This is a genomic window from Thalassiella azotivora, from assembly GCF_054781695.1.
In genome coordinates this window covers 32297-55700 of sequence record NZ_BAAGTX010000001.1, presented here as the reverse complement: position 1 = coordinate 55700, position 23404 = coordinate 32297, and the positions used below count along the sequence as shown (strand labels likewise).

Genomic DNA, 23404 nt, shown 5'->3' with positions numbered 1-23404 from the left:
TCAGCCGCCGGAGCGCCAGCGGGCCAGGCCCTCCTCCACGGCCTGCACCAGCCGGGGGCGCAGCTCGTGGGCGCTGATCACCGCGTCCACCGAACCGACCTGCACGGCGCGGTGGATGCTGTGCACCGCGTCGAACTCCGCCGCGACCTGGCCGAGCTTCTCGGTCCTGACGGTCGCCCGCACGTCGCCCAGCTCGGTGGCCAGCGCAGCACGCTCCGGACCCTCGGCCGCGGCGACCCGCTGCTCCAGGTCGCGCACGCGCTGGTCGGCCCCGGTGCGGGCGTCGACCTCACCGGCGAACACCACGGCCGCGGCGGGGGCGCCCCCGATGACCGAGGCGTACGAGCCCTCGACGGCCAGCACGGTCATCGCGTCGTTCAGCGCCTTGGAGAACACCACGAACGCGCCGCCGTGGTAGCGGGAGACGACGCAGAACACGATCGGGCCGTCGAAGTTGACGATCGCCCGGCCGATCTCGGCGCCGTACTCCAGCTGCAGGTTGCGCATCGAGTCCGGCGAGCCGTCGAACCCCGACAGGTTGGCCAGGACGACGAGCGGCCGCGAGCCGCTGGCGGCGTTGATCGCCCGCGCCGCCTTCTTCGACGACCGGGGGAACAGCGTGCCGGCGGTCCAGGTGTCCGGTCCGTCGCTGGGCGGGAACCCGCGACGCGGGACCGGCCGGGACTCGATGCCCAGCAGGCACACCGGCCACCCGCCGAGGTGCGCGTCGTGCACGACGGCGGTGTCGGCGTCCGCCATCCCCGCCCACCGCTCCAGCGCGGGGTGGTCGGCGTCGCTGACGGCGCGCATGAGGGTGCGGATGTCGAACGGCTTCTTGCGGTCGGGGTTGGCCGTGGGCGAGAAGACGTCGCCGACGGTGCGGAAGTCGCTGCCGTCGACCTGGTGCGGGTAGGCGCGCACGTCCCGCTCGACGGGGTCGGTGGTCGGTGCGCGGCGGGGGCCGCGCTCACCGGGGGCGACGTAGGAGTGCTCGTAGTGGGCGAAGAGCACGTCGCACGCCGCACCGAGGTCCGGGGCCCAGTACTGGGCCTGCCCGTTGGGGCCCATCACCCGGTCGTACCCGCCGATGCCGAAGTTGTCCTCCGCGGACACGCCGCCGGAGAAGTCCAGCGACTGCTTGCCGGTCAGCACCATCGCGCTGTCGGGCGTCATCACCAGGATGCCCCTCGTGTGCATGAGCATCGTGGCCTCGGCGTTCCAGTACGGCTGGGCACCGACGTTGATCCCCGCGACGACGACGTTGACCTCGCCACCGGCCTGGGTGAAGTCGACGATGCGGCGCAGCGCCCGGGCCACCCAGTCCATGTTCTCGGTGCCCGAGTCCATCGAGATCCGGGCGCCGGCGGAGAGGGTGAACCACTCGACGGGGACGCCGAGCTCCTCGGCGAGGTCGAGGGCCGCGCAGACCCGGGCGCACTCGGCCTCGGCGACGGCACCCAGCGCCCGGGTCGGGTCGCCCAGCAGCACGACGCGGGTCATGCCCTGCGGGTGGCGCGCGGTCGGGGTGCTCGCCACGCCGCAGACGACGCCCGCGCGGTTGCCGCCCGGGGCGCGGTCCACGGGGACCAGGCGGCCCGTGTCGTCGAGGTCGTGCTCGGTGAACGTCCCACCGGGCCCGGCGATCCGGTTGCACAGCTCGTAGGGGTAGACGGTGCCGCGGCGACGGGAGCGCAGCACCTTCTGCGCGTACTCGTCGAGCGGCTGCAGCCGCTCGGTCAGCGGCCCACCGACGTCGGCGACGACGCCGTGGCCCGGCTGGTGGGTGAACCGCACCGCGACCGGGTGCACGCCGTCCGCCGCGGCGACCCGGCCCTGCGCGACGAGCTCCTCGATGCCGACCCCGGCGGTCAGCGGGGAGATGGTCCGCTTGAGAGCGGTCAGCTCCTCCAGCGGGGCCTCGACCACGGGCCAGATGTGCAGCCACACGTGGTTCATGTCCAACCGGGCGGCCCCCGTGGCGAGGGTGGCCTTCGCCTGCCGGATGGACTCCAGGCAGCTGGCGACGGCGCGCTGCACGTGCGGCAGGCCGCTGACGTGGCCGTCGGCGTCCCGGACGACGGCCAGCTCGCGGATCTGCGCGAGGGCGACGAGCCGCTGGTCGGCGGGGTTGCCGGGCGCCGCGCAGTGGTAGAGCAGGACGTCCTCGGGCGCGTCGAGGCGGGTGATCTCGAAGTTGCGCAGCCGCCACAGGTCCAGGCGCCGGCCGACCATCGGGTGCACCCCGCGCACCAGGGTGTCCTCCACCAGACCGGCGCTGGGGTCGGCGACCTCGGACCCGTCACGGTCCGGACGGAACGTCGCGTACATGACGGGCCGCCCCCCGCCCGGCACCACGCCGACGACGACCCGGCGCGCCCCGCGGACCGCGCCGGAGCGGTCGAGGACCGCCGCCAGCCGGCTGGCCAGCGCGTCCGCGTCCGTCGGGGCGTCCGGCCAGTGCAGGTACAGGTCGACGACCACCTCGTGCCCGGCCGTGGCGGCGGCGACCCGGTCGGTCAGGGCCCGGGTCAGCGGCCCGTCCGGGTCGAGCTCGTCGACGCGCCCGACGGTCGTCACCAGGTGCGTGGCCCGGCCGTCCAGGACGTAGTCGGCGACCGCGGTCGCGCGCCCGCCGGTGTCGAGCACGGTCAGGTCGTGCAGGTCGTGCTCGCGGTAGTGGCGGCGGGCCAGCACCTCGAGCATCGGCTCGCGCGACGGCACCCCGCGCTCGAGCCGCTCGGCGAGGAACCGCACGATCCGCTCCGGGATGGCGACCAGGGCGTCGATCCGCTCGCCGTGGTCCGGTGCGTCCGGGTGGGCCGCGAGGTACTCCAGCTCGTCGCCGACCCCGGCCAGCACGTCGGCCCGTGCCCGGTCGACCAGAGGCTGGTCGAACCAGCGGAACCGCACGCTGCGGGCCAGGTCACCCAGGACGGGGTAGCGCAGCTGGGTCGCCAGCACGAGCCGGTCGAGCAGGTCGTGCACCGCGTCGGCCTGCTCGCCGTCCGGTCGCGGCGCCGTGGACCACTGCCGCAGCACGGCGGTCACGACGCCCTGGTGGCTCTGGTTGCGCTGCTGGGCCAGGAAGAGCCGGAAGACGGCCTCCTCCAGGGCGTCCGAGCGCTCGAGGTCGGTGACGCCGTAGTGGCCCAGGGCGCGCAGCAGGCGGCCACGGAAGTCCTCCGGCAGGTGCCCGCGGTCGGCGTCCAGGCTCTGCAGGTAGGTGTGGAAGTGCTCGCGCGGGGAGTGCACGCGCTCGTCGGCGCCCTGGGCGTCTCCGGCGGCCGGCCGGTTGCGGCTGAGCTCGGCGACGTCGGCGAAGGCCTCGAGCAGCGCGGTCTCGGCGGCCAGGACCGGGAACGGGCCTCCGGCCGCCTGCGCTCCGTCGGCCAGGCGGGCGCGCGCCGTGGTGAAGGCCGTCACCGCCGAGCGCTCGTCACCCGCGGGCAGGTCGTAGCCGAGCAGCAGACCGCGCAGGTCACCGAGCGCGGCCACGGCGACCTCGGCCGGCCCCTGGACCGGGGCGACCGTCCCGTCGAGGCCGTCGAGGTCGTCGGTCCCGCCCGCGGCGGCCGCGGCGTCGTCCTCGCCGCCCTCCAGTGGCTCGAGACGCACCAGCGGGGCCCCGGTCTCGACCTGGTGACCGACGGCGACCAGGAGCTCGCGCACCCGGCTGCGCGCCGGGGCGACCAGCGCGGTCTCCATCTTCATGCTCTCCAGCACCAGGACCGCGGCGCCGGCCTCGACCTGCGAGCCGACCTCCACCGGGGTGGCGACGACGAGCGCCGGCGCCGGCGAGCGCAGCACCCCTCCCTCGTCGCGGGTGACCCGGTGGGCGACGCCGTCGACCTCGATCGCGTGCACCGCCCCGTGGGTCGCGGTGGTCACCCGGTGCGACCTGCCGCCCAGCTCCAGGCGGGCGGAGTAGGCGTCCAGGCGGTGCAGGCGGGCGTCCAGGGTGCGGCTGTGCGCCGTCCCGGCGCCCACGGTCACCCGGTAGCGGTCCGGCGCCACCTGGGCGACCGCGACCCGGTGGGTCCGGCCGCGCAGGCGGAGGTCGACCGGCTGCCCGGCCTCGTGCCGCGCCTGCGGCCGGCCGCCGTGGGCGGTGGCGAGGAAGTGCTGCCGGGCGACCCGCTCCTCCTCCTCGTAGGCCTCGACGGCGGCGACGACCAGCGCCGTGCCGGCGTGCGCGTGCGCGACGAGGCGGCCCTCGGTCCGCACGCGGTCGATCCAGCCGGTGTCGGCGGTGCCGTCGAGGACCTCGGGCTGGTCGAGCATGTCCAGGACGAACGACTTGTTCGTGGCGCCGCCCTCGATGACGACGTGGGTGTCGCGCAGGGCCCGTCGCAGCCGGGCGAGCGCCTCGGCGCGGTCCCGGCCCCAGGCGATCACCTTGGCGACCATGGAGTCGAAGTCCGCGGGGATGACGTCGCCCTCCCCCAGGCCCGTGTCGACCCGGACGCCGGGGCCGGCCGGCAGGCGCAGCAGCGCGACCCGGCCGGGGGCCGGGGCGAAGTCGCGGTCGGGGTCCTCGGCGTTGAGGCGGGCCTCCACGGCGTGCCCGACCTCCGCGGGCGGCTGCCCCTCGAGCCGCCCACCGGCGGCGACGTGCAGCTGGGCCTTGACCAGGTCGAACCCCGTGGTGGCCTCGGTGATCGGGTGCTCCACCTGCAGGCGGGTGTTGACCTCCAGGAACGCCAGCGCGCGCTCGCCGGGGTGGTAGAGGAACTCGACGGTCGCGGCGCCCCGGTAGCCGACGCGCAGGGCCAGCCGCTCGGCGGAGTCCTTGAGCAGCCGGACGTCGTCGGGCGCCAGGACCGGTGACGCGGACTCCTCGACGACCTTCTGGTTGCGCCGCTGGATGCTGCAGTCGCGCACACCGAGGGCCCACGCGGTGCCCTGGCCGTCGGCGATGACCTGCACCTCGACGTGGCGGGCGCCCGTGACGAGCCGCTCGAGGAAGACGACCCCGCTGCCGAAGGCGCGCTCCGCCTCGTCCCGGGTCAGCTGGTACGCCGCCGTCAGCTCGGCGTCCGAGCCGACGAGCCGGATGCCCCGCCCGCCACCGCCGGCGGTGGCCTTCAGGACGAGGGGGTAGCCGATCTGCGCGGCGACGGCGAGCGCGTCGTCCAGGGTGTCGACGGCGCCGCGGCTCCACGGGGCGACGGGGACGCCGACCTCCTCGGCGAGCAGCTTCGCGCCGATCTTGTCGCCGAGCAGCCGCATCGCCTCGGCGTCCGGGCCGACGAAGGTCACCCCGAGGCGCTCGCACAGCTCGGCGAACGCGGGGTCCTCGGCGACGAAGCCCCACCCGACCCAGGCGGCGTCCGCGGCGGTCTCGCGCAGCGCCCGCTCCAGCACGGCGAGGTCGAGGTACGGCCGGGCGGACGCCGGGCCGAGGTCGTAGGCCTCGTCGGCCTCGCGCACGAACCGCGCCCCGGACTCCGCCTCGGTGTGCAGGGCGATCGTGACCAGCCGCCCGTCGCCGGCACCGCGCTCGGCGTTGAGCTCGCGCACCGCGTTGACCAGGCGCATGGCCGACTCGCCGCGGTTGACGATCGCGATGCGGGTGAGCACGGGTGACCTCCGGTGGGGCGACGACGCGGTCACCCTATTGAGCGTGCCTCGCTACCAGCGAGTACGTCACGGCCCGCTGCTGCGGCCCGCTGCTCCGGGGGACGACGGGGACGCCAGGCGCGCTCAGGGCGTCGGCACCTCGTCGAGCGCGGCGCCCCTCATCTCCGGCAGGGCGAGCGCCGCGACGGCGGTGAGCAGGAAGGCGGCCGCGAACGTGCCGAACACGACGCCGTTGCCCCCGAGCGCGACGAGCGGGGGGACGGACAGCGGAGCGAGGATCGAGGCGATCCGGCCGAACCCCGCGGCGGAGCCGGCCCCGGTGCCCCGCAGCCGGGTCGGGTAGACCTCGGGCGTCACCGCGTACAGCGCGCCCCACGCGCCGAGGTTGAAGAAGGACAGCAGCATGCCGGCGGCGACGACCTGCACGGGCCCGTCGGCGAGGCCGAACAGCCCGGCTGACACCGCGGAGCCGGCGAGGAACGTCGCGAGCGTCGGCCGGCGCCCCCAGCGCTCCACCAGGAGGGCCGCGACGGCGTACCCGGGCAGCTGCGCCGTCGTGATGAGCAGCGTGTAGCCGAAGGAGCGCACGAGCGAGAAGCCGGAGGCGACGAGCAGCGTCGGCAGCCAGATGAACGCGCCGTAGTAGGAGAAGTTCACCCCGAACCAGACGACCCACAAGGCGCCGGTGCGCCGGCGCAGGGACGGCGACCACAGGTCGCGCGGTCGCGGTGCCGCCTGCGCCTGCGCCTGCGGGTCGGGCTCGATGGGGTGCGGCGGTGCACCGGCCGCGGGCCGGGCGCCTCCCGCGGTGGGGCCGGGGAGCCCGGCGGAGCGCTCGAAGCGCCGGACCACCTCCTCGGCCTCGTCCGTGCGGCCCCGGCGCTCCAGGAAGCGCACCGACTCGGGCAGCCCGGCGCGCACCACGACCGCGTACAGGGCCGGGACGACGCCGATGGCGAAGGCCCACCGCCAGCCGTCGTCGCCGGCGGGCACCACGAGGTACCCGATGAGGGCGGCGAGGAGCCAGCCGACCGCCCAGAAGGCCTCGAGGACGACGACGACCCGGCCGCGGATGCGCGCGGGCGCCAGCTCGCTGACGAGCGTCGAGGCGACCGGCAGCTCCGCGCCCAGGCCGAGGCCGACGACGAACCGCAGCGCGATGAGCGCCCCGAGCGACCAGACGAGCGCCGAGGCGCCGGTGGCCAGCCCGTACACCAGCAGGGTCAGCGCGAACACCTGCCGGCGTCCGATCCGGTCCGCCAGCAGCCCGCCGATGCTCGCGCCGACCGCCATCCCCAGGAAGCCCACGGACGCCACGACGGACAGCTCGGTGTCGGTGAGCGACCACTGGGTCGCCAGGGCCGCCATCACGAAGGAGATGAGGCCGACGTCCATGGCGTCCAGCGCCCAGCCGGTCCCCGACCCCAGCAGCAGCCGCGTGTGCTCGCGGGTGAACGGCAGCCGGTCCAGGCGCTGCGCCCGGGTGGTGGCCGCCGGGTCGACGGCGTGGTCGGTGCTGCGGCGCGACATGCGGCCAGTCTGGTGGGCGACCCGCGTCGGGTCGACCGGACCCGGCGGTGCGGGTGGACGGTCGGCCGGGCCGGACGTCGGTCAGGCCCGGTCGGGGGCGGGGCCTGGTGAGGGGCCGGGTTCCGGACGGCGCGCCGGGCCGGGTGCCTGCGGGACGGGGTCCGGTCGCGTCTCCGGCATCCGGGTGGCCAGGACGGTCCCGGCGGACAGGACCAGCGCCGTCACCCAGAACGCCGCACCGAAGGAGAACCCGTCCACGAGCCACCCGGCGACCAGCGGCCCGGCCACCGCGCCGAGGTCGGAGGCCATCTGGAACGCCGCGACGACCGTGCCGCCGCGCCCGGTCACGACGTCGCCGACGACGGCGGCGGGCGCAGAGCCGAGGAAGGCCGCCCCGACGCCGTACCCGGCCATCGCGACGAGGAAGACGGGCAGCGTCTGCCACGTGGCGAGCAGCGCGACCGACCCGACCGCGACGAGGCCGCCGGAGACCATCGCCGGCTTGCGCCCCACCTGGTCGACCACGCGCGCGGCGGGCCACAGCGCGGCGGCCTGCCCGGCGCTGCCGACGAGGAACCCCACGCCCACCCACAGCGGCGTGCGGCCCAGCGCGTCGGCCACGTACAGCGGGACGACGGACGAGCGGACGCCGAACAGCGCCCAGCCCGTGCCCAGGTTCGTCACGACCGCGGCCCAGTACGCACGCAGCCGCAGCGCCTGCCGCAGCGTGGTGCGCACCGGCGGTCCGCCGTCCGCGGTGGGGTCGTCCCGCAACCGGGTGCCGGCCAGCGCGACCAGGGCGACCACGGTCGCCGCGCCGAGGGTGCCCGCGTAGACGAAGAACGGGGCGCGCAGGGAGATCTCCGCCAGCACGCCCCCGAACACCGGACCGGCGAGCCCGCCGACGAGGAAGCCGGCCTGCCACACGCTCGTGGCCCGGCCGCGCTGGTCGGGGCGGACCACCCGCAGCAGCAGGCTGATGGCCGAGACGGTGAACAGCGCCGAGCCGATCCCGCCGACACCCCGCAGCACGAGCAGCTGGGTGTAGGTCTGCGCCAGGCCGGCCAGCCCGCTGGAGACCGCGACCACCAGCAGACCGGTGACGAGGGTGGTCCGCTCCCCCACCAGGTCGACGAACCTGCCCCCGGCGAGGGCCGAGACCAGGCGCATGAAGGCGAACGCCGACACCACGGCACCGGCCGCGGTCGCGCCCACCCCGAACTCGGTGGCGAACAGCGGGATGACGGGGGCGACGATGCCGAAACCCACGGCCACGGCGAACGCGACGGCGCTGAGCGCGGCGACCTCACCGGGCAGGTCACCGATGAGCCGACGCACGCGGCCCAGACTGCCACCGCCCCGCGAACCGCCACCCGGCAGGCCCGTCCGCCCGTACAGTGGCGGCGATGCCCGACCTCCTCGAGCGCCACCACGTCCGCGTCCACGGCCCCCGGGACGCCCAGCCGATGCTGTTCGCCCACGGCTTCGGCTGCGACCAGAGCATGTGGCGGCACGTCGCTCCCGCGTTCGCCGACCGCTACCGCACCGTGCTGTTCGACCACGTCGGCGCGGGCCGCTCGGACCTGTCCGCGTACGACCCGCGGCGGTACGCCACGCTGGACGGGTACGCCGAGGACGTGCTGGCCCTGTGCGCGGCGCTCGACCTGCGCGACGTCGTCCTGGTCGGGCACTCGGTCAGCGCCATGATCGGCGTCCTGGCGGCCAACCGTGAGCCGGAGCGCTTCGCGGCGCTGGTGCTCGTGGGCCCCTCACCGCGGTACGTGGACGACGGCGACTACGTCGGCGGGTTCGGCGCCGACGACGTCGAGGAGCTCCTGGAGTCCCTGGACAGCAACTACCTCGGGTGGTCACGGGCGATGGCCCCGGTGATCATGGGCGTCCCCGACCGGCCCGAGCTCGGCGCCGAGCTGACGAACAGCTTCTGCCGCACCGACCCGGCCATCGCCCGGCAGTTCGCCCAGGTCACGTTCCGGTCCGACAACCGGGCGGACCTGGCCCGGGTCACGGTGCCGACGCTGGTGCTGCAGTGCTCCGACGACGTGATCGCCCCCCGCCAGGTGGGCGAGTACGTGCACGCGCAGGTTGCCGGCAGCGTCCTGACCTACCTGCGCGCCACCGGGCACTGCCCCAACCTGAGCGCCCCGCAGGAGACCGTGGACGCCATCCGGGCCTACCTCGACGAGCACCTCGACCAGCGCGCAGCGGCGCGCGCCGTGCCGGACGCACGTGCCTGAGGACGTCGCCGCGGAGCGCCTCCCCGCGGACGGGCCGCACGACTGGGACCTGGCCCCCTGCGGGCACCTGCGCACCGGGACCGACGGCCTGGTCGTCGACGTCAACACCACCTTCCTGGAGTGGACTGGCTGGACGCGCGACGAGCTGGTCGGGCGGATGCGCCTGGTCGACCTGCTCACCCCCGGCGGCCGCATCTACCACGAGACCCACTACGCCCCGCTGCTGCGCCTGCAGGGCACCGTCCGGGAGATCGCGCTGACGCTGCGGACCGCCGGCGGCGGCCGGCTGCCGGTGCTGCTCAGCTCCCGGGTCGTGCCCGTCGGGCGGGCCGACTCCCCCACCAGCGCGCACGACCGCGACGCGGGGCGCGGCGACGACGGGCACGTCGTCCTGACCAGCGTCTTCAGCGCCGCCGACCGCAGGGCGTTCGAGCAGGAGCTGGTGGCCTCCCGCCGGCACGCCGAGCGCGCGTCCCACCGGCTGCGGCTGCTGCAGACGGTCGCCTCGGACCTCGCCGCGGCCGGGGACCCGCACGAGGTCGACGAGGTCCTCGTCGACGCCGCGCGCCGAGCCGTCGGCGCCGACCGGGCCGTGCTGTGGACCCACGTGGAGGCGGCGCGTGCACTGGTCCCCGACGCCGTGGAGGGCCCCGCCGAGCCGGCGCCGCTGCGGCTGCCGATGTCCGCCGAGGCGGCACGGGACCTCGACCTCGTGTCGGGCGCCGTGCTCGTGCTGCCGGTGAGCGAGTCCGCCGCGCGCTTCCCCCTCGCGACCCGGTCCCTGGCCGACGGCCCCGGCCTCGTCGTCCTCGCGCCGTTCGTGCACCGCGGCCGCGTGGACGGCCTGCTGGGCTGCTTCTTCCGCGGCCGCGAGCGCCTGGACGAGGAGCACCTCGAGCTGCTCGACGCGCTCGTCGGGCAGGCGGCGCTGGCCGTCCCCCGGACACGGTTGTTCGCCGAGCAGCGCGACGCCGTCGAGACGCTGCAGCGCAGCCTGCTGCCGCCGTCCCTGCCGGGGCACCCGAGCGTGGAGCTGGCCACCACGTACCGGCCGGCGCGTGACGGGCCGGCGGTCGGCGGGGACTGGTACGACGCGTTCTGGGTGGGCACGGGCAGGCTGGCCGTCGTCGTCGGTGACGTCGTCGGCCGCGGGGTGGGTGCCGCGGCGGTCATGGGCCAGCTGCGCAGCGCCGTCCGCGCCCTCGGCTCGGTCACGCCCGACCCGGCGCAGGTGCTGGAGGGCCTGGACCACTTCGTGGACGGGGTCCCCGCCGCGACGAGCGCCACCGTGGTCTACGGGGTGCTCGACCTGGCCGGCGGCGAGCTGCTCTACGGGTGCGCCGGGCACCCCCCGCCGGTGCTCCTGGGACCGGACGGCACCGCGGGCCTGCTGTGGGGCGGGCGGTCCGCGCCCCTGGGCGTCCGGCTGCCCGGCGGCCGCCCCGAGGCCGCCGTGCACGTCCCGGCCGGCAGCCGCCTGCTGCTGTACACCGACGGCCTGGTCGAGCGCCGGGACGTCGGACTGGACGAGCGCATCGCCCAGCTGGCGGAGGTGACCGCGGCGCACGGCGACCTGGCCACCCCGGCCATGGTCGCGGCGGTGGCCGACGCGATGCTGCTGGACCCGGGCGTCCCGGACGACGTGTGCGTGCTGGGGCTCACGCTGCACGGGGGGTGACCGGCCACGCCGGTGTCGGCAGACTCCACGGCCATGGGACTGAACCTGACGGTCGACGAGGTGCTCACCACCACCCGGTCGGTGCGCAAGCGCCTGGACTGGGACCGGCCCGTTGAACGGCAGGTCGTCGAGGAGTGCCTGCGGATCGCCCTGCAGGCGCCGAGCGGGTCGAACCGCCAGGCGTGGCACTGGGTGGTGGTCGAGGACCCGGCGACGAAGACGGCGCTCGCGCGGATCTACCGGGACAAGTTCGCCGCCTACCGCGACGCCCCGCAGGCGACGTACGCCGACGGCGACACCCGGGGCGAGCGGCAGGTCGCCGTCGGCGCGTCCGCGGCCTACCTGGCCGAGAACCTCGAGCGCGCCCCGATGCTGCTGGTTCCCTGCACGTGGGGCCGGCTGGAGAACGTGTCGGTCGCCGAGGGGGCCGGCGGGTGGGGTTCGCTGCTGCCCGCGGTGTGGAGCTTCGTGCTGGCCCTGCGCGAGCGCGGCCTGGGGTCGGCGTGGACGACGATCCACCTCATGGGTGACGGCGAGCGGCGGGCCGCCGAGGTGCTGGGCATCCCGCACGACCGCGTCACCCAGGCCGGGCTGTTCCCGATCGCCTACACGAGGGGGACGGACTTCCGGCCCGCGAAGCGCGAGCCGCTGGAGAAGGTCCTGCACTGGGACCGGTGGTGACGTCCCGACGGGCGGGCGCGCCCCGGCAGCGGTAGGAAGGTCCGCGAGGCGCCGACCGGCGCCGACCGGCTCGGGGACGGCTGAGGGAGGCGACGTGGCCCGTCGTGACGACGCAGGAGGCACCCTGGCGGGGGTGCTCATCACGCTGCTGGTGCTGGCCGTGGTGGCCGCCGGGGCGTTCTTCTACTTCGGTGGTCGAGCCGACGTCGACGTCGAGGCGCCGGACGTCGAGGTGACCGGGGAGCCGGACCCGCCGTCGGTCACCGTCGACGACAGCGAGGGCGACGACAGCTAGCCGCACCGGCACGGGGCCGGCCGCCGGAGGGACGCCGGCCGCCGCGAGGACGGGCCGGCGGGCCGCTCGGCCGACGTCGGCGTCCGGTCACCCGTGCTCGTCCGGGCCGGTCGCGCGCAGCCCGCTGGCCCGTCGCACGGGGCGCTGCACCGCGGTGCGGACCGCCTCGCGCGAGCCGATGACGCGAACCCCCTCGCGGGCGCGGGTGACGGCGGTGTAGAGCAGCTCGCGGGTCAGCAGCGGCGACTGCGGGGGCGGCAGGACGACCGTCACCCGGCGGAACTGGCTGCCCTGCCCGCGGTGGACGGTCATCGCGTGCACCGTCTGCACGGCGGCGAGGCGGTGCGGCGGCACGACCAGCGGCGCGGACGGGGTCCCGAACACGGCGACGACACCGGACCCGCGGGCGACGACGACGCCGGTGTCCCCGTTGTACAGGCCGGTGTCCCGGTCGTTGGTGGTGACGAGCAGCGGTCGCCCCGGGTACCAGTCCCGGCCGTCGGGGCCGAGTCCCTCGTGCGCGAGCCAGGACTGGGCCAGGTCCGACCACCGGGCCACGCCGGCGGGCCCCCGCCGGTGGGCGAGCAGCAGCCGGTGCTCCTCCATCGCGCCCAGCGCGCCGGCGGCGTCGCCGGCCCGCGCCGCCGCGACGAGCGCCCGCCCCGCGGCGACGACGTCGCGTCGCACCGCGGCGAGGACGGTCTCGCCGACCTCGGCGTCGTCACCGACCTCGTCGAAGCGGACGGACGCCACCCAGCCGGAGGCGCCCCCGTCGGCCGGCGCGTCCGCACGCACGTCGGGGGCCGCGCCCGCGTGGGTCCGTGGGTCCCGGTCCGGGCGACCGGCGTCGAGGACGGCCAGGGTCCGGTCGACGTCACCGTCGCGCACCGCCTCGGCGAGGGAGTGCACACCGCCGCCGTGCTCGAAGCGGTGGACCCTGCGCAGCCGCACGACCCCCCGCTCGAGCTCGGCGGGCAGGTCGCCACCGGCCGCGCGCGTCTCCGTCCCGGCGGCGGCCACCAGACCTGGCGCGGCGACCCGGACCCGCTCCGTGAGGACCGGTCCGGTGGCCGGTCGGGCGACGAGGTCGCCGAGGACCGCCCCGGCCTCGACGGACGCCAGCTGGTCGGGGTCGCCCACGAGGACGAGCCGGGCCTGGGGTCGCAGGGCCTCGAGCAGGCGCGACATCAGCGTCAGCGACACCATCGACGTCTCGTCGACGACCACCACGTCGTGCGGGAGCCGGTTGCGGCGGTCGTGCCGGAAGCGGGTGGTGCTGCCGGGCCGCCAGCCGAGCAGGCGGTGGACGGTCGAGGCGCGCAGGTCGCCGACGCGCTCGACGACGTCCACGGGCAGCAGGGCGAGCTCTGCGCGGACGGCCTCCTGCAACCGCGCCGCAGCCCGGCCGGTCGGGGCGGCCAGGGCCACGCGGGGTGGTCGTGGCGCGACGCCGGCGAGGACGGCCACCAGCCGCGCGACGGTCGTCGTCTTACCGGTCCCGGGACCCCCGGTGAGCACCGTCAGCAGCGAGGACGCGGCCACCGCGGGAGCCAGCCGCTGCAGCGCCGTCGCCGCGTCCCCGTCGGCGGGCTCGGCGTCGAGGACGCGGTCGACCAGGGCCGCGAGCGCCGCCCGGTCGACCGGTTCGGGCGCGTCGGTGAGGCGGCGGTCGAGCTCGGCGCGCACGACCTGCTCCTGCCGCCAGTAGCGGTCCAGGTAGAGACGGCCGCCGACCCAGCGCAGGGGGCGGTCGGCCGGGCCGCGCACCCCCGTGGCGACCAGCGGGCTGGACCGCAGCGCGGCGTCCCAGCGGTCCGCCTCCGGCCAGGGCAGGGCGACGGTGCCGTCCCCGGTCACCGTGGCCCCCGGCTCCTCCGCTGGACCCGGTGCGACCGGTGCACCCGGCCCACCCGGTGCCTGGTCCCCGGCGCCCGCGTCCTCCCCGACACCCGTCGGCGTCTCCTCGGCCGGCCACACGCACACCGACCCGTGCCGCAGCGCCCGGACCGCGAGGGCCGCCGCGAGGAGCACCACCTCGTCGTCCTCGCCGCCGAGCCGGCCCAGGCGGGTGGCCACGTGCACGTCGGCCGCGGTCAGCGCACCTGCGCGGTTGAGCTCCGCGAGCAGCCCCCGCGCGCGCACCGCGGTGCGCGCGTCACCGGCCAGCCCCTCGCCCGCGGTCACGACCGTCCCCCCGGTCCGGCGTCCAGCAGCGTGGACAGGTCCTCGACGAGCGCGGCGGGCGGGCACCACCCGAACACCCCGCAGGGTGACCCGTCGACCACGGGGACGTCGGGGCCGCTCATCCCCCGGACGAACAGGTACAGCCCGCCGCCGAGGTGGGTGCCGGGGTCGTACCCGGGCTGGCGCCAGCGCAGGTAGCGGTGCAGGCCGACGAGGTACAGCAGCAGCTGCAGCGGGTAGTGCGCGTGCACCATCTCCGTGAGCAGGGCCTGTGGCCGGTAGTGCCACGCGGTGGCGACCTCGTCGGTGGCGGCGACCCGGTTCGTCTTGTAGTCGACGACCAGGTAGCGGTGCGTCCCGTCGGCGGGCACCCGCAGCACCGCGTCGATGCTGCCGGTCAGGTAGCCGTGCAGCGGCTGGTCGCGCAGCAGCGGTGCGTCCAGGGCGTCGGCGTAGCCGCCGAGGACGTCGGTCGCGTCCAGGTGGGCGCGCAGCACGTCGGCGACGTGCGCCAGCGTCGGGGGCCTGCGACGCGTCGTCCCCGGCACGCCGTCCCCACCGGCCAGCGGCAGCTCGAACTCCAGCTCCGGCAACCGGTCCGACGGCGGCACGTCGACCAGCGCGCGGCCCCCGGCGAGCGGCCCCAGCGGTGTGCGCAGCACGGGCAGCAGGGACTGCGCCAGGGCCGAGGCGTCCACTCCCCCACCGCGGCGGGTGCTGGCGCCGGTACACCGGTCGAGGAGCTCGGCGGCCAGGTCGGTGGCGGTGGTGTCGACCTGCTCGAGCACCTCGTGCACGAGCGTCCCGAACGCCGTCCCGCCCGGGAGGTGCGACATCGGTGAGACGACGGCGCACAGCCGGTCGTCGGCGGCGCCGGCACCGGCCGTCCGACCACCGGTGGGGACGGTGCCACCGGTGGGGACGGTGCCACCGGGAGGGACGGTGCCGTCGGCGGTCGCCGGCGGCTCGTCGTCCACGGGCCCTTCCGGCTCGCTGCCGACGGCGTCGCCGTACAGGGCCTCGTGCACCGCGCGGGTCAGCCCGCTGTACGACGTGCGCCGCCAGGTGTGGTCGACGGCACGGTCCAGCGTCGCCACCGCGAGCGCGGGGGCCGGCGGGGACGGCCTGCCCCAGCGCGGGGAGGCGGCCGGTGACGTGACCTCCTCGACCACCAGGGCACCGCCCGTCGGGGCGGCCACCGCGTCCAGGTGCCGGCGCAGGACGTCGTCGGCCGGGGGGTCGACGCGGTCCGGTGGCGGCGTCCCCGGCACGTGGCCGCCGGCGAGCAGCCGCGTCAGCGGACCGCACGGGGCGTTGCTGCCCGGCGCCCACCAGGCCACCACCTGGGAGCTGGCGCGGGTCAGGGCCACGTACAGCAGCCGCAGGTCCTCGCCGCGCTCCTCGGCGAGGTGGCGCCGACGCCGGTCGGGGAACCCCGGTCCTCGGGGGCCGCCCACGTCAAGGACGCGGGTGCCTTCGTCGTCGTGCAGCTGCAGCACCTCGGGTCTGGTGTTCTCCCACTGGTCCCAGCCGAACGGCACGTACACGACGGGGAACTCCAGCCCCTTGCTGGCGTGCACGGTGACCACCTGCACGGCGGCGGCGTCGGACTCGAGCCGGCGACTGCGCTCCTCGGCGTAGTCCTGCCCGGCCTCGTCGACGCGGTGCCGCAGCCAGTCGACGAGCGCGGCCGGGCCCAGGGCGCCGTCGGTGGCCGCCCGGTGCAGGGCCTGGCCGACGTGCCGCAGGTCCGTCAGGCGCCGCTCGCCGTCGCTGGTGGCGAGCAGCCGCTCGGTCAGGCCGGCCCGGGTGACGGTCTCGACGAGGGCCGCGACGCCGCGACCGGCGAGCACGTGCGACCAGTCCCGGACCGTCAGGGACAGCTCGTCGCGCTCGTCGTCGGAGGCGGTGGCCAGGCGGCGGGCGTCCCAGCCCACGAAGGGGGTGAGCGCGGCCGCGGCCACCCGGTCGCGTCGTCCGGGTTGCTCCAGGGCGTGCAACAGGACGAGCCATGACCGTGCCGCCTCGGTGCCGAAGACGCTGACGAGCGCGGACTGCACGGCCGGGACCCCGGCCGCCGCGAGGGCGTCGCGGACCGCCGTGGCGTCCTCGTTGCGGCGGGTCAGGACCGCGACGTCACCGGGTTCGAGCGGGCGTGGTCCCGAGCCGGTGTCGAGCGTGACGGTCCCGTCGAGCTGGTCGACGACGTCGGCCACCACGTCGGCGACGACGAGGGCGCGGGCACGGTCCACCCGGGCCAGCCGGGTGCCGGCGGCGCCGACGAGGGCCCGGGGGACGACCCGGAGGCGGACCGGGGCCGCGCCGTGCAGGCGACGGCCGGTGTGCTGGGCCTGCACGGGCCGCACCACGATCTTCTCGTGCCCGAGGGCGGCACCGCCGAACAGCGCACCCAGGCCGCGCACCACCGGCTCGTCGCTGCGCCAGCTGCGGCCGAGCGTGGCCGTGTGGTCGGCCTGCCCGGCCGCGTGCAGGTAGGTCGTGACGTCCCCGCCGCGGAAGGCGTAGATGGCCTGCTTGGGGTCACCGATGAGGACGAGGGTCCTCGCTCCGTGGAAGGCCGTCCGCAGCACCTCCCACTGCACGGGGTCGGTGTCCTGGAACTCGTCGACGAGCACCACCCGGTACCGCTCCCGCAGCCGCCGGACCGCTGCCGCGCCGGTGAGCGGGTCGGTCAGCGCGTCGCGCAGCCGGGTGAGCAGGTCCTCGTAGTCGACCAGCCGCCGGTGCCGCTTGCGCCGCTCGACCTCCCGCCGGGTGGCCCGGGCGAAGGCGACCCGGTGCCCGGCAGGGGTGTCCGGGTCGGCGTCGGCGGGTGCCAGCAGCGCCTGCGGGTCACCCACCGCGCGACGGGCCACCGTGCGGGCGTCCGCCACCGGGAGCACGTACCCGGCGGCGGGGTCGGCACCGGCGTACCGGCGCAGGTAGAGGTCGTCGACCACCTCGTCGACGAGGTCAGCGGTGTCCGGCAGCAGGGTGGCGTCCAGGTCGGCGTCGGCCTGGACCCCGAGACCCGCCAGCGCCTGCTGGCAGAACCCGTGCGTCGTGGCGATCGTCGCGGCGTCGAACTGCGCGAGGGCGCGGGTGAGCCGACCGCGCCGCCGGGTCAGCTCGACGTCGTCGACGTCGGCCAGGTGCGCGACGAGCGGGTCGCTGCTCGTCCGCGCCCCGGGGTCGGCGAGGCCGCGGTGGACGGCGACGAGGCGCTCACGGACCCGGTCGCGCAGCTCCGCGGTCGCCGCGCGCCCGAACGTCACCAGGAGCAGGCCGGGCAGCTCGGCGACGCCCTCGGCGACGTACCGGGCGGCGAGGGCGGCGATCGTGAACGTCTTGCCCGTGCCGGCGCTGGCCTCCAGCACCGTGGTGCCCTGCGGCAGAGGGCCGCAGACGTCGAACACCGGCACCCGGGCGGAGGAGTCGGACGAGGCCGCGTCGGTCGACGGGGTCACAGCGCCGCCGTCCGCTCGTGGCGCAGCAGCGGCTCCCAGAGGCGGCGGGCGAGGGCGCCGAACCGGGTCGGCTCGTCCAGCCACCACTCCTGCTCGCCGCCGGAGGCCGGCGGGTCGAGCAGGACGGCGAGCGGAGCACCGCGCCCCCAGACCAGCTCGTGCTCGCGGTCGGCGCTGTCGCCCGTCCCGAACCGGGTGAGCCGCCACTGCTCGGCCGCGGACGCCACCGCCTGCTCCACGGCGTCCCCGGCGAAGCGCGAGGTCGCGTAGGCGGCGGAGGTGCGCACCGCCATCGGCAGCGGCTGGCGCAGGCCGCGGTCGCGCAGGTCCACGAGCTGCTCCAGCCACAGGGCCGCGTCGTCGGCCGGCGGGGCCGACAGCACCGACCGGCGCGGGGTCGCACGCCGCCCCACCCCGCGCCCGATCGTCACCGCCGACCAGCGGCCCGGCGCGCCCGCGGCCAGGAGGAGCAGCTGCACCCAGGCCCGCACCCGGTGCTTGGGCGCGAGGGAGGAGAACGTGGCGCGCAGGACGACGTCCCCGTGGACCTGCACCGTCCCGCTGACGGCGCGGCCGTCGGGCAGCGGCACGGTGACGTCGACCGCCGTGGGAGCGGGGTACCCGCTGACGGCGACGGCGATCGGCGCGACCGACGCCAGCACCTCGTCCAGCGCGGTGCGGCCGAGGACCCCCGGCGGCAGCGCGCCGCGGCGACGTTCCGCCCCGACGGCCGAGGGCTGGTCGGCGCCCGCGAGGGCCGCGGTGAGCAGCCGCTCCCCGACGGTCCACCGCTCGAGCCCCTGGACCTCCAGCGGGAGGCGGTCCTGCACGTCGTCCTCGTCGTGGGCGACCACGACGCCCAGCCGCTGGCGCAGGAAGGCCCTGACGGGGTGCTCCAGGAACCGCACCAGGTCGTCGAGCTCGACGTCGTCCTCGCGGACCGGGTCGAGCGGCGCGTCGAGGAAGGGGCCGGGCGGTGTCCGCGGGCCGGTGGCGGCCTGCGCCCCGCGGAAGGCGGCGGGGTCGAAGCTCGCCGGGCCGGGGACGCCGAGGGCACCGGGTTCGAACGCCCTGGGGTCGAACGGCTGCAGCGGGTGGCGCACGACCACGTGCTCGCGCGCGGGGGCGCCGCCGGGGCCGGTGGCGGTGCGGTCCAGGGCGTCCAGCAGCTCGCCCACCGGGACGGCGGGCGGCCGCCAGGCCCCGGTGCGCTCGTCGGCGCCGGAGTACAGGACCACGAGGTGGTCCTGGGCGGCGAGGACGGCGTCGAGGAAGAGCTGGCGGTCCTCGGACCGGCGGTCGCGCTCGCCGACGAGCGGTTCGCGCAGCAGCAGGTCGTCCCCGTCCCGGGAGGTGCGACGGGGGAAGGCACCGTCGTCCAGGCCCAGGAGGCACACCACCCGGTGCGGCACGGACCGCATCGGCGCCATCGAGCAGACGGTCAGGTGACCGGTGCGGAAGCTGCTGCGGGTGGGGCGGCCCTCCAGTCGCGCGGCGAGCAGGGCCCGCACGTCCGCAAGGCGCAGCAGCCGTCCGCTGCCCGCCGTCGGGGTGGCGGCGTCGTGGCCGGGTGGCGCCTGCTGACGCGCGTCGGCGAGGACCCGTCGGGCCTGCACCGCCTGCCAGGCGTCGGCGGGTGCGGTGTCGACCAGCAGGTCCACGGCCCGCTCCAGGCTCTCCAACCACGCGGTCAGGTCCCGCTCGCCGTCCAGCTCGCGCAGCAGCAGGGTCAGGCGGTCCAGCAGCTCGGCGAGACGCCCCGCGAGGTCCACGTCGGTGCTGTCCACGTCGTCCAGGGGGACGGCGGTGTGCAGCCACCGCTGCTCCTCGTCGGCCATCGCGACACCGAGCAGCACCCGGTCGACGCCGGTCTCCCAGGTGCCCTGGCCGACGCCGTCGACGCCGAAGCGCTCGCGCCGGGACCGGTCCTCACCCCACCGGGTCCCCGACGCGGTCGTCCAGCTCCCGAGGCGCTCGAGGTCGTCGTCGGTCAGGTCGAAGCGGCGGCGCACCGGTCCGCGGGCGGCCAGGTCGAGCACCTCGGAGGCGGTCACCCGGCCGTCGGCCAGGGCGAGGAGCTGGCCCAGCAGCGCCAGGACCGGGTTGACGGCGGCTGGCGAGCGGTCCGCCAGCCGCACGCGCAACCCGTGGCCGGGGTGGGGGCCGGCGGCCCGCTCCCCCGCTGCGGCGGCGCCCGGGGTCGTGCCCCCGGGGTGCGGCAGCGGTTCGGCGGCCAGCCCGAACGTGGCGGTGACGAGGGGCGCGACCTCCTCGACGTCCGGGCACATCACGAGGACGTCGCGCGGCTCGAGCGTGGGGTCGTCGGCGAGCAGCCGCAGCACCGTCTCGCGCAGCACCTCGACCTGCCGGGCGCGGCCGTGGCAGGCGTGCACCTGGACGCTGCGGTCCCCGGGCGACACGACCGCGCCGGGCACCGGGTTGTCGTCGTCGGCGCGCAGCCGGCGCTGCAGGTGACCGAGCAGGGTGGCCGGGGGCTCGGGGGCGGGGTGGTGCCGGGAGACGTCGGCGGGCCCCGGTCCGGACGTCGCGGTGAGCGCGTGCACGCGGACGGCCAGCTCGGCGGCGTCCTGCCCGCAGGACGCCAACAGCGGGTGGCGGGCGGGCACGGGCCGGTCGCTGCGGCGGGGCGCCGCGGGGAGCCGCCCCGTCACCGGGTGCCCCGGCGCGCCGGGCACCGGGCCGGTGCTCGCAGCCGACGCTCCCTCCCACAGCGCGGGCGACGGCTGCAGCAACCACAGGTGCACGTCACGGTGCCGCGCGAGCGCCCCGAGGACGTCGAGCTGGACGGTCGTGAGGCGGGTGGCGCCCCACACGCCCACGCGATGCGGCAGCCCGGCGAGGCCGGGGTCGTCGTCCAGGGCCGCGAGTGCCGGCCCCAGCCTCTCGGCCGGTCCCGGGGCCTCCAGCACGGCACGCACCCGCCGGGTCAGCTCCGGCTGCCACGCCAGGTCGTCGGGCACGCGCCCCCCGGCGCCGTCCACGTCGTCCCCGCGCAGCCAGGCGCCGACGAGGTCGGGACGCTGCACCGTGTAGGAGGCCAGCAGGTCGGCCACGTGCCGGGCGAGGGCGAAGCGGCGGCCGCGGCGGTGCGACCCGGGCGGGTCGTGGGCCCCGACGTGGCGGTCCAGGACGGCGGCCCAGGCCTCGCCGGCGGCGTCGTCGAGCACCCGCAGGACCGCCCAGGTGAGCCGGTCCCCCCGCCACGGGTCGTCGGCGGGCGCGACGCCGGTCGCCGCGGCCAGCACGTCCGCGACGAGACGGCCCGGGGAGGGGAACGCGACGTTGGCGCAGATCCCCGCCCCGGTGCCCTCGGGGCCGAGCGCGCCGGTGGCCGCGCCGGTCGCGCCGAGGTGGTGCGACAGGCGCTGGGTCAGCCAGCGCTCCACACCGCGCGTCGGCACGGCCAGCACGTCCGCCGCGAACGGGTCCTCGGGTGGCGTCGCCAGGACGGCGGCCAGCGGCGGCACGAGCGCGTCCGCGCGCTCCGAGCGGTGCACGTGCAGCAGCGCGCCCACCTCCCCCCGCTCCACGTCCGGGTCGCTCCGACGCGGTGAACCCTAGGTCACCGCGCGGACAGGGCCGGGTGACGTCTCCACAGGTCATCCTCCAGACGGATCCGTGGGGACGGACCCGGGCCGTAGCGTCCCGTCCCGGACGAACCGGTCGGACGGGACGTACCGACCGGGCCGCTGCCCGCTCCAGGGTGGGCTCGAGCGAACGGGGACGCACCGATGGCACTCATGGAACGCACACCGCGGACACCACCCGCACGACCGTCAGCACGCGCGACCGGACGCGTCGCCGCAGGGGCGCGCGCGAGGGGACGGCTGCTGGTCGGCTGCGCCGTCCTGGCGTCGGCGGCGACGGCCACCGGCCTGCTCGGCGGGCCGGCGGCGGCCGCAGGTGACGCGGCAGCCGGTCGCGCGACGGCAGACAGCACGACGTCCACCGGCGCCACGTCCACCGGCGCCACGGTCCCGGCCGTGGCATGGCGGGACTGCGGTCCCGGCCTCGAGGCGTTCGACTGCGCGACCGTGCAGGTACCGCTGGACCACGACGACCCGACCGGGCCGACGACGTCGATCGCGCTGACCCGGCTGCCGGCGTCGGACCCGCAGCGCCGGGTCGGGTCGCTGTTCACCAACCCAGGCGGCCCGGGCGGGTCGGGCGTCGACTTCGTCCAGACGGCGGCCCCGTTCGTGTACACCCCGGAGGTGCTCGCCCGTTTCGACGTCGTCGGGTTCGACCCGCGCGGGGTGGGGGCGTCGGACCCGGCCACCTGCTACCGGACCGCGGAGCAGGAGGCCGTCGAGACCGCGGGTCTGCCCGCCTTCCCCGTCGGGGAGGCGCAGGAGCACCGGTTCATCGGCCAGAACGCCCGGCTCGGCACGTCCTGCACGCTGACGTCCCCGGACCGCTTCTCCCACGCCTCGACAGCGAACGTCGCCCGCGACCTGGACCTGCTGCGGCAGGCGGTCGGCGACGACCGGCTGACGTACGCCGGGTACTCCTACGGCACCTTCCTGGGCGCCACCTACGCGCGGCTGTTCCCGGACCGGGTCCGGGCGCTGGTGCTGGACGGCCCGCTCGACCCGGTCGCGTACACCGGCGCGGACGGCGACCCGCGGTCGGTCGGGGCCCGGATCGGCCAGGGGCCGGCGGCGTCCGAGACGTTCGGGGAGTTCCTGCGGACGTGCGGGCAGGCCGGTCCGGCCGCCTGCCCGCTGGCGGCGCTGGGGGACCCGTCGCAGGTCAGCGAGGCGGTCCTCGACCGGCTCCGTCGCGAACCCGTCGTCGTCGAGGTCCCCGGTGCCCCACCGGTCGTCGTGGACTACCCCCTGATGGTCGTGGTCATGTTCCAGTCGATGTACTCGCCGGTCCTGTGGCCGGACCTGGCCGCCACGTTCGCGATGCTGGCCACGGCCCCGGGCCCGGCCGCCGGCGCCGTCCCGGCGTCCTCGCCGCAGGTCGCCTCCCTGCTGGCGGCGGCGCGGGAGCCGGCCGACCAGCAGGGGCTGCAGACGCGACCGCGCCGGGGCGAGGAGTACCCGTCGCTCGGCGGCAGCCTCGCCAGCCTGTGCGCGGACGTCGAGCAGCCGCTGGCACCGCGTGACTTCCCCGCGATGGTGGACGACGAGGCGGCCCGCGCGCCGCACTTCGGGCGGTTGCGGGCGTGGGCCGGCATCCAGTGCGAGTTCCTGCGCGTCGACGACGAGGACGCGTGGGCCGGCCCGTGGGACCAGGCCCTCGACGTGCCCGTCCTGGTCATCGGGACCCGCTTCGACCCCGCCACCCCGTACTGGATGGCCGAGCCGTTCGCGGCCCGGTTCCCCGACGCCCGCGTGGTGACGATGCAGGGCTGGGGCCACCCCGCGCTCGGGCAGAGCAGCTGCACGGACCGCGTCATCGAGCGGTACCTGCTGGAGCTGCGGGCCACCGACGGCGTCACCTGCCCGACCGACCTGGTGCCGTTCGCCCCCCTCCCGGCGGCCGCCGAGACCGAGCAGCGGGTGCTGCGGCAGGCGCTGCCGGACTGACCCCTCGAGCGGTCGTCGCGCCCCGGTCGCCGGGGGCCGGACCGCGCCGCGGGGGTCGCGCCGGAAAACCACGAGACGTTCCCAGGGGCCGGGGGCGATCGTGGAGGACGGCGATGACTTCCGCGGCACGGTCCGGTCGAACTGTCGGACCCCGTGGGTAGACAGGCCGCACGGGC

The 23404-nt window shown here is 76.9% G+C and carries 11 protein-coding genes; 5 read left to right on the top strand and 6 right to left on the bottom strand.

Annotated elements, in window-relative coordinates; genetic code table 11:
- The 3 genes from ACYVQV_RS00200 to ACYVQV_RS00190 all read right to left on the bottom strand — a co-directional run bounded on the left by ACYVQV_RS00200 (window position 1) and on the right by ACYVQV_RS00190 (window position 8448).
- Entirely contained in the window at window positions 1-5580 is a 5580-nt protein-coding gene (locus tag ACYVQV_RS00200; protein ID WP_461021239.1) for an ATP-binding protein, read from the bottom strand.
- Window positions 5581-5703: 123 nt separating this feature from the next.
- On the bottom strand, window positions 5704-7110 hold the full coding sequence (locus ACYVQV_RS00195) for an MFS transporter (RefSeq protein ID WP_461021238.1): 1407 nt from the start codon (window positions 7108-7110) through the stop codon (window positions 5704-5706).
- Window positions 7111-7191: 81 nt separating this feature from the next.
- The gene (locus tag ACYVQV_RS00190) at window positions 7192-8448 is read right to left on the bottom strand and encodes an MFS transporter (RefSeq protein WP_461021237.1); all 1257 of its coding nucleotides are present in this window, start codon (window positions 8446-8448) and stop codon (window positions 7192-7194) included.
- Between the two features lie 68 nt (window positions 8449-8516).
- Between ACYVQV_RS00190 and ACYVQV_RS00185 the strand changes: the two genes are divergently transcribed.
- From ACYVQV_RS00185 to ACYVQV_RS00170, 4 genes are all read left to right on the top strand, one after another.
- Window positions 8517-9365 carry an alpha/beta fold hydrolase gene (locus ACYVQV_RS00185; protein WP_461021236.1) on the top strand — a complete coding sequence of 283 codons (849 nt, stop codon included), beginning with the start codon at window positions 8517-8519 and terminating at the stop codon, window positions 9363-9365.
- Window positions 9358-11043: a SpoIIE family protein phosphatase gene (locus tag ACYVQV_RS00180; RefSeq protein WP_461021235.1), complete on the top strand. Its 1686-nt coding sequence runs from the start codon at window positions 9358-9360 to the stop codon at window positions 11041-11043. The genes ACYVQV_RS00185 and ACYVQV_RS00180 overlap by 8 nt, the downstream gene beginning before the upstream one ends.
- 33 nt (window positions 11044-11076) lie before the next feature.
- On the top strand, window positions 11077-11724 hold the full coding sequence (locus tag ACYVQV_RS00175) for a nitroreductase family protein (protein WP_461021234.1): 648 nt from the start codon (window positions 11077-11079) through the stop codon (window positions 11722-11724).
- A gap of 94 nt (window positions 11725-11818) precedes the next feature.
- Window positions 11819-12019 (top strand): hypothetical protein, encoded by a 201-nt coding sequence (locus ACYVQV_RS00170; RefSeq protein ID WP_461021233.1) that lies wholly within the window; start codon window positions 11819-11821, stop codon window positions 12017-12019.
- Between the two features lie 87 nt (window positions 12020-12106).
- Here ACYVQV_RS00170 and recD read toward each other — a convergent pair whose 3' ends face one another.
- The 3 genes from recD to recC are packed head-to-tail and all read right to left on the bottom strand — an operon-like array spanning window position 12107 to window position 21221.
- Window positions 12107-14203: an exodeoxyribonuclease V subunit alpha gene (gene recD, locus ACYVQV_RS00165; RefSeq protein WP_461021232.1), complete on the bottom strand. Its 2097-nt coding sequence runs from the start codon at window positions 14201-14203 to the stop codon at window positions 12107-12109.
- Entirely contained in the window at window positions 14200-17670 is a 3471-nt protein-coding gene (locus ACYVQV_RS00160) for a UvrD-helicase domain-containing protein (protein WP_461021231.1), read from the bottom strand. Before ACYVQV_RS00160 ends, recD begins: the two co-directional genes overlap by 4 nt.
- A complete protein-coding gene (gene recC, locus ACYVQV_RS00155) occupies window positions 17667-21221 on the bottom strand; it encodes an exodeoxyribonuclease V subunit gamma (RefSeq protein ID WP_461021230.1) in 3555 nt (1184 codons plus the stop codon). Before recC ends, ACYVQV_RS00160 begins: the two co-directional genes overlap by 4 nt.
- Window positions 21222-21431: 210 nt before the next feature.
- Between recC and ACYVQV_RS00150 the strand changes: the two genes are divergently transcribed.
- Window positions 21432-23228, top strand: a complete 1797-nt coding sequence (locus ACYVQV_RS00150) for an alpha/beta fold hydrolase (protein ID WP_461021229.1) — start codon at window positions 21432-21434, stop codon at window positions 23226-23228.
- Window positions 23229-23404: the final 176 nt, after the last annotated feature.

Coding starts and splice junctions, on each gene's coding strand:
- ACYVQV_RS00195 (WP_461021238.1), bottom strand. CDS start 7,110: ATGTCGCGCCGCAGCACCGACCACGCCGTCGACCCGGCGGCCACCACC.
- ACYVQV_RS00185 (WP_461021236.1), top strand. CDS start 8,517: ATGCCCGACCTCCTCGAGCGCCACCACGTCCGCGTCCACGGCCCCCGG.
- ACYVQV_RS00175 (WP_461021234.1), top strand. CDS start 11,077: ATGGGACTGAACCTGACGGTCGACGAGGTGCTCACCACCACCCGGTCG.
- ACYVQV_RS00150 (WP_461021229.1), top strand. CDS start 21,432: ATGGAACGCACACCGCGGACACCACCCGCACGACCGTCAGCACGCGCG.